This window comes from Bradyrhizobium sp. NC92 (genome assembly GCF_025200865.1).
In the GTDB taxonomy this organism is placed as follows: domain Bacteria; phylum Pseudomonadota; class Alphaproteobacteria; order Rhizobiales; family Xanthobacteraceae; genus Bradyrhizobium.
Map to the genome: position 1 here is coordinate 5,704,524 of NZ_CP104171.1, position 12,829 is coordinate 5,717,352.

General features: G+C 66.0%; 10 protein-coding genes. 2 read left to right on the forward strand and 8 right to left on the reverse strand.

The genetic code is table 11. The features are described 5' to 3' along the window. Nucleotides 1-145: 145 nt before the first annotated feature. Nucleotides 146-1,558, reverse strand: a complete 1,413-nt coding sequence (locus tag N2602_RS27000; RefSeq protein ID WP_260379960.1) for a mannose-1-phosphate guanylyltransferase/mannose-6-phosphate isomerase — start codon at nucleotides 1,556-1,558, stop codon at nucleotides 146-148. A gap of 7 nt (nucleotides 1,559-1,565) precedes the next feature. Continuing rightward, nucleotides 1,566-2,555, reverse strand: coding sequence for an SDR family NAD(P)-dependent oxidoreductase (locus N2602_RS27005; protein ID WP_172785294.1), 990 nt, complete (start codon nucleotides 2,553-2,555; stop codon nucleotides 1,566-1,568). 236 nt (nucleotides 2,556-2,791) lie between these two features. Here N2602_RS27005 and N2602_RS27010 point away from each other — a divergent pair, with 236 nt between their 5' ends. Both N2602_RS27010 and N2602_RS27015 read left to right on the forward strand, forming a co-directional pair. Further along, entirely contained in the window at nucleotides 2,792-3,751 is a 960-nt protein-coding gene (locus tag N2602_RS27010) for a lysylphosphatidylglycerol synthase transmembrane domain-containing protein (protein WP_260379961.1), read from the forward strand. Continuing rightward, nucleotides 3,748-4,767: a glycosyltransferase family 4 protein gene (locus N2602_RS27015; protein WP_260379962.1), complete on the forward strand. Its 1,020-nt coding sequence runs from the start codon at nucleotides 3,748-3,750 to the stop codon at nucleotides 4,765-4,767. Before N2602_RS27010 ends, N2602_RS27015 begins: the two co-directional genes overlap by 4 nt. Here N2602_RS27015 and N2602_RS27020 read toward each other — a convergent pair. From N2602_RS27020 to rfaD, 6 genes are all read right to left on the reverse strand, one after another. After that, a complete protein-coding gene (locus tag N2602_RS27020) occupies nucleotides 4,755-5,702 on the reverse strand; it encodes an NAD-dependent epimerase/dehydratase family protein (RefSeq protein ID WP_212260221.1) in 948 nt (315 codons plus the stop codon). The two genes, N2602_RS27015 and N2602_RS27020, sit on opposite strands and share 13 nt — an antisense overlap. After that, the gene (locus N2602_RS27025) at nucleotides 5,699-6,931 is read right to left on the reverse strand and encodes a glycosyltransferase family 4 protein (RefSeq protein WP_260379963.1); all 1,233 of its coding nucleotides are present in this window, start codon (nucleotides 6,929-6,931) and stop codon (nucleotides 5,699-5,701) included. Before N2602_RS27025 ends, N2602_RS27020 begins: the two co-directional genes overlap by 4 nt. A gap of 2 nt (nucleotides 6,932-6,933) precedes the next feature. Next, entirely contained in the window at nucleotides 6,934-8,847 is a 1,914-nt protein-coding gene (locus tag N2602_RS27030) for an SDR family NAD(P)-dependent oxidoreductase (protein ID WP_172785299.1), read from the reverse strand. An 84-nt stretch (nucleotides 8,848-8,931) separates the two neighbouring features. Next, nucleotides 8,932-10,218: an O-antigen ligase gene (locus N2602_RS27035; protein WP_260379964.1), complete on the reverse strand. Its 1,287-nt coding sequence runs from the start codon at nucleotides 10,216-10,218 to the stop codon at nucleotides 8,932-8,934. Then, entirely contained in the window at nucleotides 10,215-11,699 is a 1,485-nt protein-coding gene (gene rfaE1, locus N2602_RS27040) for a D-glycero-beta-D-manno-heptose-7-phosphate kinase (protein WP_212260218.1), read from the reverse strand. Before rfaE1 ends, N2602_RS27035 begins: the two co-directional genes overlap by 4 nt. A 13-nt stretch (nucleotides 11,700-11,712) precedes the next feature. Next, complete coding sequence (rfaD, locus tag N2602_RS27045) at nucleotides 11,713-12,693, reverse strand: ADP-glyceromanno-heptose 6-epimerase (protein WP_212260216.1); 981 nt, start codon at nucleotides 12,691-12,693, stop codon at nucleotides 11,713-11,715. Nucleotides 12,694-12,829 lie beyond the last annotated feature (136 nt).

Genomic DNA, 12,829 nt, shown 5'->3' on the forward strand with positions numbered 1-12,829 from the left:
GCTTCTAGCACGGGCGCCACATTTGTGGCGAATGCCGGCCTGACGGTCCGGACACGATTTGATTCAAAAAGTTACACGTTCCCCGGGCCTTAGGCCGAAAAAGATACCGCTTCTCGGCCCGGGTCGCGTGATTCGGAGTTGCTGGTTACGACCTTTGATAGTCGTCTTCAATCCGGATGATGTCGTCTTCCCCGAGATAAGAGCCGGTCTGGACCTCGATCAGCTCCAGCTGGATCTTGCCGGGATTCTCCATCCGGTGGACGGCGCCCATCGGGATGTAGATCGACTCGTTCTCGTGCACCGTCTTCACGGTCTCGTTGACGGTGACCTGGGCCGTGCCGCGGACCACGATCCAGTGCTCGGCGCGATGATGGTGCTTCTGCAGCGACAGCCGCCCGCCCGGCTTGACCACGATACGCTTGACCTGGTGGCGCTCGCCATTGTCGACGGACTGATAGCTGCCCCAGGGCCGGTGCACCTTGAGATGCTCCTCGGTGACCTTCGGCGCGACCGCCTTCAACTTCGTCACCAGGCGCTTCAGCCCGTTGGCATCCTTCTGCCGCGAGACCAGCACCGCATCCGCGGTGGCGACCACGACGAGATCGTCGACGCCTTCGAGCGCGACCAGCGCGGAATCGGTGGTGACGTTGCAATTGCGGGAATCCTCGAACACGGCGGTGCCGTGCGCGGCATTGCCCAGCGCGTCCTTCTCCGACAGCTCCCACACCGCGTGCCAGGAGCCGACGTCGGACCAGCCGCACGACACCGGCACGACGGCCGCGCGCGAGGTCTTCTCCATCACCGCATAGTCGATCGAGATCGCCTTGGCCGCGCCGAACGCCTCGGGCTCCAGCGTGACGAAGCCGAGATCGCGGCCGGCATTGTTGACCGCATTGGTGATCGCCTCGACGCTTGCCGCATCGACCCTGCGATATTCGTCGAGCAGCACGCTCGCCGGGAACATGAAGTTGCCGCTGTTCCAGAAATAGCCCGAATTGACGTAGTCGGAGGCCTTCACCGCATCCGGCTTCTCGACGAAGCGTGTAACCGCATGCACCTCGCCCGAGATCACCTCGCCCGGATTGATGTAGCCGTATTCGGTCGCCGGCCGCTCCGGCTTGACGCCGAAGGTGACGATGCGCCCGGCATTTGCGGCGGTGAGGCCTTCGCGGCAGGCGGCGACGAAGGCGGCATTATTTTGCACGACGTGATCGGCGGCGAGCGCGAGCACGATGGCCTCATTGACGCGGTTCTGCGCGAACACAGCGCCGGCGGCGATCGCAGGGCCGGAATCGCGCCGCATCGGCTCGAGGATCACGTCCGCCTCGATGCCGATCTCGGCGAGCTGCTCCAGCACCATGAAGCGATAGGACGCGTTGGTGATGACGATCGGCCGGTCGAACAGGGAGGGCTCGGACACGCGCAGCAGCGTGTCCTGGAACGTCGAGCGCGTGCCGAACAGCGGCAGGAACTGCTTGGGCCGCACCTCGCGCGAGGCGGGCCACAGCCGCGTGCCGGCGCCGCCGCACATGATCAGGGGGATTATGCGTTTGTCCATCGTGATTTCAAACCTTGAAGTAGTCGCGATACCAGGTGACGAAATGATGAACCCCATGCTCGATCGGCGTTGACGGTGCAAAGCCGGTGTCGCGCATCAGATCCTCGACATCCGCGAACGTTTCCAGCACATCTCCCGGCTGCATCGGCAGCAATTCTTTGATCGCCGTCCGGCCCAGCTCCCGCTCCAGAAGACCGACGACGTGCATCAGTTCCTCCGGATGATGATTGCCGACATTGTAGAGCTTAAACGGCGCATTTGCGGCAGCCGGATCGTCCGCGGGCACGAGATCGATCAGCTTGGACACGACGCGCGTCACATCGTCGATATAGGTGAAATCGCGGCGCATTTTGCCATGGTTGAAGATCCGGATCGGCTTGCCGGCCATGATAGCGCCCGCGAACAGAAACATGGCCATGTCGGGGCGGCCCCATGGCCCGTAGATGGTGAAGAAGCGCAGCCCGGTGACCGGCAGGCGATAGAGATGGCTGTAGGACTGCGCCATCACCTCGTTCGCCTTCTTGGTCGCGGCGTAGAAGCTGACGGGATGGTCGGTGCGGTCTGCAACCGCAAATGGCAGTTTTGTGTTGGCGCCGTAAACGGAGGATGACGAGGCGTAGACCAGATGACGGCAGCCATTGTTGCGGCAGCCCTCCAGCACGTTGAGAAAGCCGACGAGATTGGAATCGGCGTATGTCTGCGGCTGCTCGATCGAGTAGCGCACGCCGGCCTGCGCGGCGAGATGCACGACTTTGGCAAAACGATGTTGCGCAAACAGCGCCGCCATGGTCTCGCGGTCGGCGAGATCGGCCTCGACGAACGAGAAACGGGGCTCGTCCCTGAGCAGAGCAAGGCGCGCTTTCTTCAGCGCCGGATCGTAATAGCTGTTGAGATTGTCGAGTCCGACGACGGCGCGGCCTTCGCCCAGCAGTTGCCGGGCGACGTGGAAGCCGATGAAGCCGGCGGCACCCGTGACCAAAATCGCCTGATCCGTCATCCTGTTCCCTGTGGATCCCTCGCCCGCACCTGTTTAGCCGTCACCTCGGCGGGGTCGCAATAGGCTCCCCGCTCCTTCGCGAGGTCTCGTCATGGCGTCCTTAACGACGCATCCTGAACGACGCGTCCTTACGACGGCTCTTGCAAGATCGGCGCCAAAACCATACCAAAGCGGCCGAATTCGGCGCCTCGCGTCGGGTTGCTTCAATCCTCGCAAACCCTGTTCATGCGGACGAGATGCGCCGAATCCTGTTGTCGACGGCCAAAATCCTGATCTCCGTGGCGCTGCTCTATCTGGCGCTGCGCAAGGTCGACCTGTCCGAGCTGTTTTCCCGCTTCACCGTGACCAGCCTGTTCTGGATCGGTATGGCGATCGCGGTCACGTTCCTGCAGATCTTCGTCGGCGTGCTGCGCTGGCGCGAGATCAGCGCCGTCTGCGGCGCGCCGCTCGAGCTCGGCCGCGCCATGCGCTACAACGTGATCGGCTCGTTCTTCAACCAGACCCTGCCGTCGGCGATCGGCGGCGATGCGGTGCGGCTGTGGCTGGTCGCACGCGCCGGCGCCGGCTGGCGCGCGGCGACCTACTCGATCTTCGTCGACCGCGCCATCGGCCTCATCGCGCTCGCGATCGTGATCGTCGCGAGCCTGCCCTTTAGCTACACCCTCATCACCGATCCGCACGGGCGCTCGGCGCTGCTGCTCATCGACCTCCTGGCGCTGGCCGCCGGCGTCGGCTTCCTGATCTTCGGCGCGCTGAAATGGCGCTGGCTGAAGACCTGGTGGGCAACGCACCACATTCACGCCTGCGCCGTCATCGCCAATCGCGTGATCTTCAGCCGCAACCGCGGTCCCCTCATCGCGATCCTGTCGGTCCTCGTTCACGTGCTCGCCGTCGTCACCGCCTGGTGCGTCGTGCAGTCGATTGCGGCTCCGGTTCGTTTCAGCGACGTCTTTCTGCTCGTGCCGCCAGTGATGCTGATCACGATGATGCCGATCTCGATCGCCGGCTGGGGCGTGCGTGAAGCCACGATGAGCCTTGCGTTCGGCTTTGCGGGGCTTTCCGCCAACGAGGGCGTCAACGTCTCGCTGCTGTTCGGCGCCGTGTTCTTCATCGTCGGGGCCGTCGGCGGTCTGGTCTGGATCCTCAGCGCGGAGAAAGCCGCGCAAGGGTCGACCCCGATCGGAGTGCGGGAGTGAGCGCGGCTGCCGATGCGCTCGCCGGCGCGGCCCTGCTAATTGCCGTTGCCGCCGCCGCGCTGATCTCGGCGCTCGTCACCTGGACCAGCCGGCCCCTGCTGCAGCGCTACGCGCTGGCGCGACCGAATGCGCGGTCCTCGCATCGCATCCCGACCCCGCAGGGCGCGGGCATCGCGGTGATCGCCGCGACGCTGATCGTCGCCTCGCTGTGGGGGGTCTCGGCCAATGTCGCGATCCCGCCGGCGCTGGTCGCTGCGACAATCGTGATCGCCCTGGTCGGCTTCGCCGACGACATCGTGTCGCTGCCCGTGCTGGTACGACTGGTGCTGCAGGCCGCCTGCGTCGGCGCGGTGGTGTTCACCGCGCCCGATACCGCGCGCATCGTGCCGACACTGCCGCTTGCGCTGGAGCGCGGCCTCGTCGTGCTTGCCGGCGTCTGGTTCGTGAACCTCGTCAACTTCATGGACGGGCTCGACCTGATGACGGTGGCGGAGGTCGTGCCGGTCACCGCCGCGCTGCTGCTGCTGGGAATGCTCGGGTATCTCTCATGGCCGGCCGTGCTGGTCGCCACCGCGCTATGCGGAGCCATGCTCGGCTTTGCGCCCTTCAACCGTCCGGTCGCAAAAGTCTTCCTGGGCGATGTCGGCAGCCTGCCGATCGGCCTGCTGCTCGGCTGGTGCCTTTTGGAGCTCGCGTTTCGGGGAGAGCCGGCCGCGGCGCTGCTGCTGCCCGCCTACTATCTTGCAGATTCCACCATCACGCTGTTTCGGCGCATCATCCGGCGCGAGCCGTTCTGGTCGGCGCACCGCACTCACTTTTATCAGCGTGCAACCGACAACGGGTTCACGGTCAAGCGGGTCGTCGGCGAAGCATTCGCGCTCAATCTCGTGCTGGCCCTGCTCGCCGTCGCGACCGTTCGCACCGGCTCGACGGCGATCACGATCCTCGCCTTGCTTGCGGGCGCGGGTGCGGTCGCCCTCCTGCTCTGGCGCTTCTCCCGCCCTCAGGCGTCCTGAGCCGCCAGCGCCTGCCGCAGCCCCTCGTCGAGCGAGACCTGCGGCTGCCAGCCGGTCGCGAGCGCCTTGGAGACGTCGAGCTCGAGCGAGCCGATCAGGCTGTCATGCGTATCCTGCCGGCCCATCACGCTGAGCAGCGTCGCGAGCAGTCTCGGCGGCATGCCGAACAGAACCGGGTTCTTGCCGGACGCAATGGCCAGGCGCCTGATGAATTCGGGCGTCGAGACCTGTTCCCGGTCGGCCACCAGGAAGATCTCGAAATTGCTCGTGGGATCAGGATGGCTGAGCCGGCGCAGGATGAACGACGACAGGTTCTGCACGGCAAGGAAGGCGCGCTGGTTGCGGATCGCCGCAAAGGGCAGCGGCAGCCCCAGGCTCACCGCACGTGTCAGCAGCGCGAAATTGCCCTTGGCCCCGGCGCCATAGACCAGCGGCGGCCGGATCACCGTGATCTTCATGTCGCTGTCGCGCGCCAGCGTCCTCAGGCCCGCCTCGGCCGCGGCCTTGGACATGCCGTAGAGGCCGCGCGGCGTCAGCACGTCGCTTTCGCTGAACGGCGCGCGGCCTTCATTGCTGCGGCCGTGCACGAGAACGGTGCTGATGAAGACGAATTGGCGCACGCCGGCCGCCGCCGCGCAGCGCGCCAAATGCAGCGTGCCGGCGATGTTGACGTTGCGATAGAGCTGGACCGCGTGCTCCTCGTGCTTGTGGTGCACGCGCGCGGCCAGATGGATGACGGCGTCGACGCCTTCGAGCGCCGCCTGCCAGTCGGTCTCGGGACCGATCGTCTCGATCACGACCTCGCCATCGACGCCTGCCGGGCCGCGGACCGCACGGCGGACCGACCATCCCGCGCCCTCGAGCGCCGGCACGAGGTGACGGCCGACGAAGCCGCTCGCTCCCGTCACCAGCACGACCGGTCTACGTTCGCTCATCGTTGCTCCGACAGGTCCGGGTTGCGCAACAATTCGTCGATCAACGCGGCATAGGCGTTCATCGCGGTGGTCCTGTCGAACCGCGATGCTGCCTTCACCGCCCGCGCCGCGATGGCGCCGTCGTCGGAACGGAACGCGGCGCGGATCGCTTCGGCGAGCAGGTCGGCACGGCCAGGCGGCACCACCCAGCCGAGCCTGCTCTCCACCACCGTCAACGCGGCCTCGGCCTCCGGCTCGGACACCAGCACCACGGGACGGCCGACCGCCAGCAGATTGTAGAACCGGCTCGGCACCGACACGCCCGCAACGTTCTTCCGGTACGGAATGATCCAGAGATCGGCGGAGGCCAGGAACGCTTCGAGCTCGGAATCCTCGACGCGCCCGACAAAGGAGACATTGGCGAGGTTCGCCGCCGCCTGCAACTGCTTCAGCCGCTCGAAACCGATGCCCCAGCCGGACAGCAGGAAGTGAATGTCCGCCTCGTCCTTCAGAAGCCGCGCCGCTTCGAACACGATCTCGGGATCGTGGGTGAAACCGAGATTGCCCGACAGGCCGACGATGAAGCGCGCCGGAATTGCCTTGCGGAACGGATTGTCCGGCGTGACCGGCCGCGGCGCGGGCACGAGCGTGGCCCAGTTCGGGATGAAGCGGATCTTGTTCCGCCTCATCCCCGAATAGCTGAGCAGCGGCCGCTCGGCGTCGCGGCCGATGGTGATGACGGCGTTGAGGGCACGGAACATCAGGCCGTTGGCGGCGCGCATCGTCCACGTCACGACGGAGCGGGGCTTCAACAGGCCGGCCATCACCAACACGTCGGGAAACAGGTCGTGCATGATCAGCGCCGAGCGCGCGCCCTTTACCCGTGCCGCCGCCGCCACCGCATAGGGCAGCATGAAAGGCGCGGTGACCGTGAGCACGACGTCCCCTCGCCTCAGCTCCCGCACCAACGCGAGGAACGTTCGCGCTGCGAACAACAGCTCGGAGGCGGCGCGCCGCACCAGTGCCGCCTTGCCCGCCATCCTGTTCCTGATCACGACGACGCGCGGCTTGCCCGGGCCGGTCTGCGCCGCCGGCGATGCGCCCGGCGAGCCCGAGAGCACGACGACCTCGTGCTCGGCGGCGAGACGGCAGGCGATCTCGGCCATGATCGCCGCCGTCGTGCTCGGGTCAGGCGGGTAGTGCTGGCTCGCGACGACGATCTTGCCAGCGATCTTGTCTTGCGGCTGCATGGTCAGGCCGCGGTCGACCCGAATTCGGGGACGGCGTCCTTGAGAATGGTCCTGATGGTGGCGCGATCGTCGCGCGCGATCGCCTGCTCCAGCGCCGCAATCCATTTGCGCAGCGTCTGCATCGGCGGTTCGTTCGGCTGCGCGGCCATGATTCCGGCGACGCCGATCTCGCGGGTCGGCTCCTCCGAAGCGAACAGGATCTCGTGCAGGCGTTCGCCCGGGCGCATGCCGGTGAACACGATCTCGATGTCGTAGCCGGGCTGCAGTCCCGACAGGCGGATCATGCGCTCTGCGAGATCGACGATCTTCACCGGCTGGCCCATGTTGAGCACGTAGACGGAGACGTCGCCACGCTGCGTTCCGAGCGCATGCGTGGCCGCGGTGATCACGAGATCGCAGGCCTCCCGGATGGTCATGAAGTAGCGCACCATCTCGGGATGCGTGACGGTCACCGGGCCGCCGGCCTCGATCTGGGCCTTGAACTTCGGCACCACCGAGCCGTTCGAGGCCAGCACGTTGCCGAACCGCACCGAGATCAGCCGCATCGGCGGCCTGCCCCCGCGCGCGCCGGCGGCGAGGTCGTGATCCAGCGCCTGGCAGTACATCTCCGCGAAGCGCTTGGTCAGGCCGAGCATCGACACCGGCTCGATCGCCTTGTCGGTCGAGATCATCACCATCGCCTCGGCGCCGGCCGCCACGGCGGCATCGGCAACGTTGATCGAGCCGAAGATGTTGGTCTTGACGCCTTCGCTCCAGTCGCGTTCGAGGATCGGAACGTGCTTGAGCGCCGCGGCGTGGAATACGATGTCCGGCTTGAACTCCGCCATCAAGCGCATGATGCGCTCGCGATCGCGAATGTCGGCAATCCGGGCTTCGATCGCGGCCGCCGTCCCGCGGGCGGCGAGCGCTTCGGTGATCGCGTAGAGCGCCGGCTCCGAGTTCTCCACGATCAGGAGCCGCGCGGCGCCGAAGGCCACGACGCGCTCGCAGATCTCCGAGCCGATCGAGCCGCCGCCACCGGTGACGAGCACGGCCTTGCCCCTGATCAGGGCCTCGAGGCGCGCATAGTCGATCTTCTCGCTCGGCCGCAGCAGGAGGTCCTCGACCGCGACCGCCGTGAGCCGCGGCGTGTCGCCGCTCTCCAGCGAGGGCATCCGGTTGACGATGACGCCCAGCTTGCGCGCCCGCATCAGGATCGATTCCGGACGAGCTTCCGGCTCGAACGCCGACGGCGTCATGACGAGGCGCGCGATCGGCTTGTTGCGCTTGGCGAAATCGGCGATGACGTCCTCGACGTCGTCGATACCGCCCAGCACCGGCACGGTGCGGATGAACTGGCCGCGGTCGGAGCTCGACGGCGACAGCACGCCGACCGGCCAGATCCGCTTGATCGCCCCGCTCTCGATTCCGCGCAGCAGCACCTCGGCATCCGCGGCGCGGCCGATCAGCAGGGTCGGCGCAGCATCATCGGTCCTCGCATGGCGGCGCACGCGCGTATAGCGGAAGTAGCGGTAGGCCATGCGCAGCGCGCTGAGGAAGGATATCTCCAGGAACCAGTAGAGGACGATCGTCACCTTGCCGAGGAAAAAGGCGCCGCGGACATTGGGGGCGACGAAGATGTAGTCGAGCACGAGCAGGGCGACCGTCAGCACCGTCGCGACGCGGATGATGTTCAGCGCATCAGGCAGCGAAATGAAGCGCCATTTCGTCGTGGTCAGGTTGAAGATGAAAAACACCACCACGCTGAAGGCGAGGAAGTAGGGCAGGATCTGGAACAGCAGCGGCAGGCGGTCGAAGAAGCCGTCGCCGCCCTCGAATCGCAGATAGAACGCGGCAAAAAGCGCCGCCGCGGTCGCGAGCAGGTCGTGGAGCGCGATCAGAAAATTGCGCAAGGTGAGATGCGAAAAACGCGTCATCCGCCGACCGATGAAGACCCAGTTAGATACAACCTGACCGCGCTGATAGCCCATCTGGACAAGACTTGCCAGCCGCGCGGCCGCTCAGGGACCGCCTTCGCCCATCTTCGCCTCGGCCTGTTGTGCCCGGATCACCATGCCGCCGGCCACGCCGACGCCGATGACGTACATCCAGCCCTCGTGGAAGTCGAACAAATGCGAGTTGAACAGCGAGGTGAAGACGTTCTGCACCACGACCAGGAGCCCGATCCAGGTGGCAAGCCCGTCGCCCCGGAACAACAGCAGATGCAGGATCCAGATCGCGTAGAGGACTGCGACGCCGATCACGCCCCATTGCACGGCGACGTTCAGCGTCTGGTTGTGGGGGTTGCCGATCACTTCGGCGGACGCCTGGTACTGACCGGCGGGCGTCGCGACGCGCTCGAACAATCCGCGGGTGGAGCCGGTGCCGTGCCCTACGATCGGCGCCTCCGCGAAGAAGCCGAGCGACTTCCGCCAGAATTCGAGCCGCAGCCCGAGCGAGGTCGGCTCGCCTCTCTCGATGTAGCGGGTGTAGTCGTCGGAAAACCGCTCGGCGGTATGGCGCAAATACGGCGAGGCCTGCCAGGCGAGAATTGCGGCGACGAGCAAGGCGACAGAAATGAGCGCGATACTGCGCCATTTGAGATGAAGCAGTGCAAACACCCCGAACATGATCGGAACGGTGACGAGCGCGGTGCGTGACACCACTACAAACGTCATATTGATGAAGAAGCTCAGCGCCAGCGCCGTCAGCAGCCCGGCGAGCCAATAGCGCTTCTCGCGCAACAGCATCACGATCGGATAGGCAAGCGCGACGGCGCAGAGCGCGAATTCCTGGCTCTGGTCGATGTAGTTCTTGACGAAAATACCGCGCTCCAAGGGGTCGGTCTTGAGCGTGAGGCTCGGATAGAAGGCGACCAGCCAGGACATCACCGACAACAGCGCGCAGGATACCAGGAAGGCGACGAACACCCACCTGCCCCGCGGCGAGCGCTCGAAATGGTAGAGCAGGACCGGCAGCACGAGCAGCTTGACGGTCGGACTGATCGCGTGGAGGCGGACGCCCCAGGCTGCGTCCGACCACAGCGTCCCCAGCAGCGCGAGAGCGAAGAGTGCGATCGGCGCGATGCAGATCGGGCGCTTCAGCGATTGCAGGAACGCGGGAACGTCGAGAAACGGCACCATGCAGAGCAGCATCAGCGCGTTGAAGATGCCGGCAAGCGACGTCGACCAGGGCAGCGAGGCCGCGGTCAGGATCGCAAACAGATCGACGGTCTCGCGCCAGGCAGCGGGGCTGCGAAGACGACGATGCAACATTTCGCTGGTCGATTCCCGTGCGAGCGCCGTCAATTGCTCCCTCCCCGGGCGCGATGCACCAGCGCCGTCGTGCTGAAGCCTTGGAGGATGTCGACCAGCACGACCACCCCGCCCGCGGCCTCGACCACCTCGTGGCCGACGACCTGCTCGCGGGTGTAGTCACCGCCCTTCACCAGCACGCCGGGCTTGATCCTGGTGATGAGGTCGATCGGCGTGTCTTCCGCGAAGATGACGACGAGATCGACGGCCTCAAGCGCTGCGAGCACCTCGGCACGCGCGCGCTCGTCCTGGACCGGACGATCGGCCCCCTTCAGCCGCCGCACCGAGGCGTCGCTGTTGAGTCCGACGATCAGGCGGTCGCAGGCGGCGCGCGCGGCGGTCAGCACCTTGACGTGACCGGGATGGAGGATGTCGAAACAGCCATTGGTGAAGCCGACGCGAAGGCCCTGCCTTTTCCATTCGGCGAGCTGCGCGTCGAGCGCGGCCGGATCGAGCACGATCTTCTCCTCGGCCGCGAGCGTCGCATGCGGCAGGATCTTGCGTCGCAGCTCGGCCGCGCTGACGCTGGCGGTGCCCTGCTTGCCGACGGCGACGGCGGCGGCGGCATTGGCCATGCGCAGCGCCGTGTCCCAGTCCGCGCCGGCCGCGAGCGAGACCGCAAGCGTAGCGGCGACGGTGTCGCCGGCGCCGGAGACGTCGCGCACCTTTACCGGGACGGCCGGCACGTGAACCGCCCCGCCATTCCGCGGCACCAGCGTCATGCCGCGCTCGCCCTGCGTCACCAGGATCGCCTCGCAATCGGCGAGCCGCATCACGTCCTCGCTGGCCTCGACGATGCTCTGCACCGTTTCGGCGCGGCTGCGGGTCGCTTCCGAAAATTCCTTGCGGTTCGGCGTGAGCAGCGTGGCGCCGCGATAGATCGCCCAGTTCAGGCTCTTGGGATCGACGATCACGGGCTTGCCGAGCTTGCGGGCGGCATCGATGGTGTGGCGGATCACGCGCGCCGTCAGCACGCCCTTGGCGTAGTCGGACAGCAGCACGATGTCGGCGCGCGCGATCTGCGGCAGGATCGCGTCGATCAATTTGGTTTCGACGTCGTCGGACGCAGCCAGCGCCTGCTCCCAATCCGCGCGCAGCATGTGCGTGGAAAAATGCTCGGAGACGAAACGGACTTTTCGCGTGGTCGGCCGCGAGGCGTCGCGCACCAGCACGCTTTCGATGCCGGTTTGATCATCGAGCGCGGCCGCGAGCCGCGCACCGGCATCGTCCTCGCCGATGAGGCCGACGAAGATGCAGCGCGCGCCGAGCGAAGCGACGTTGCGCGCGACGTTGCCGGCGCCGCCGACGTGGATCTCGCTGCGCTGGGCGGCGATGACGGGCGCCGGCGCCTCCGGCGAGATCCGCGACACCTCGCCGTAGACGAACTCGTCCAGCATGATGTCGCCGATGCACAGCACCGTGCGGCCTGAGATGGCTTGCGCGAGGGCATCGAAATCGAGAATGGGCGTCGGCATGGTCTACAGGGCCTCAGCGAAAGCGGTCGGGCCGGTCGAGATAATCCCCGACATAGGCCTTCACCGCGTTCTCGAGCGTCGTGAAGCCGCCGTTATAGCCGGCGCGGAGCAGACGATCGACCTCGCTCTGGGTGAAATACTGGTAGCTGTCGCGGATCTGCTCGGGCATGTCGATGTATTCGATGTTGGGCCTGGCGCCGAGCGCGGCATAGGCAGCCAGCATGAGGTCCTTGAAGCTGCGCGCTTTGCCGGTGCCGACGTTGAACAGGCCGGACACCGACGGCGTCGCCAGCAGCCAAAGGACGACGCGCACGACGTCGTCGACATAGATGAAATCGCGACGCTGATCGCCGTCCTCGATGCCCTCGCGATGCGACTTGAACAGCTGCACGACGCGACCAGCCCTCACGTCGTCGAAGCGCCGCGCCAGCACGCTCATCATCGAGCCCTTGTGATATTCGTTCGGGCCGAACACGTTGAAGAATTTCAGGCCGGCCCATTGCGGCGGGAGCCGGTCGCAGCGCGCCACTCGTTCGGCAATTGCGAGATCGAACAGGTGCTTGCTCCAGCCGTAGAGATTCATCGGCCGCAATTTCTTCAGCGCCGGCAGCGAGGAATCGTCGTCGAAGCCTTCCGTGCCGTCGCCATAGGTCGCCGCCGAGGACGCGTAGATGAACGGCACCGCATTCATCGTGCACCAGTCCAGAAGGCGCATCGACAGGCGGAAATTGGTCTCGATGACGAGGTCGCCGTCGGTCGCTGTGGTTGCGGAAATCGCCCCGAGATGGATCACGGCCTCGAGCTTGCGGCCCTTCAGCCAGTCCATCAGCTCGGCGGGGGGAACGATATCCACAAGCTGCCGCTTGGCGAGGTTGCGCCATTTGCCTTCGGTTCCGAGGAAATCGCAGACCACGACGTCGCTGCGGCCGGCCTCGTTCAGCGCAGCCACGACATTCGATCCGATAAAACCGGCCCCGCCGGTCACCAGCAACATTCCACCTACCTGCCCGATTTTAAGTGCCCGATCCTGCCGTAGCGCATGATCCGCCAAAGTGTAAGCGGTTTTGGGATTGCTCTTCTGCCGGCTTTACCTGCCGGCCCGGAGCGGCTAACCGAGCCGCCATATCGGC

Bases quoted from the DNA above. Each gene is read 5' to 3' on its own strand.
- N2602_RS27000 (WP_260379960.1), bottom strand. From the start codon at position 1,558: ATGGACAAACGCATAATCCCCCTGATCATGTGCGGCGGCGCCGGCACG.
- N2602_RS27005 (WP_172785294.1), bottom strand. From the start codon at position 2,555: ATGACGGATCAGGCGATTTTGGTCACGGGTGCCGCCGGCTTCATCGGC.
- N2602_RS27010 (WP_260379961.1), top strand. From the start codon at position 2,792: ATGCGCCGAATCCTGTTGTCGACGGCCAAAATCCTGATCTCCGTGGCG.
- N2602_RS27020 (WP_212260221.1), bottom strand. From the start codon at position 5,702: ATGAGCGAACGTAGACCGGTCGTGCTGGTGACGGGAGCGAGCGGCTTC.
- N2602_RS27025 (WP_260379963.1), bottom strand. From the start codon at position 6,931: ATGCAGCCGCAAGACAAGATCGCTGGCAAGATCGTCGTCGCGAGCCAG.
- N2602_RS27030 (WP_172785299.1), bottom strand. From the start codon at position 8,847: ATGACGCGTTTTTCGCATCTCACCTTGCGCAATTTTCTGATCGCGCTC.
- rfaE1 (WP_212260218.1), bottom strand. From the start codon at position 11,699: ATGCCGACGCCCATTCTCGATTTCGATGCCCTCGCGCAAGCCATCTCA.
- rfaD (WP_212260216.1), bottom strand. From the start codon at position 12,693: ATGTTGCTGGTGACCGGCGGGGCCGGTTTTATCGGATCGAATGTCGTG.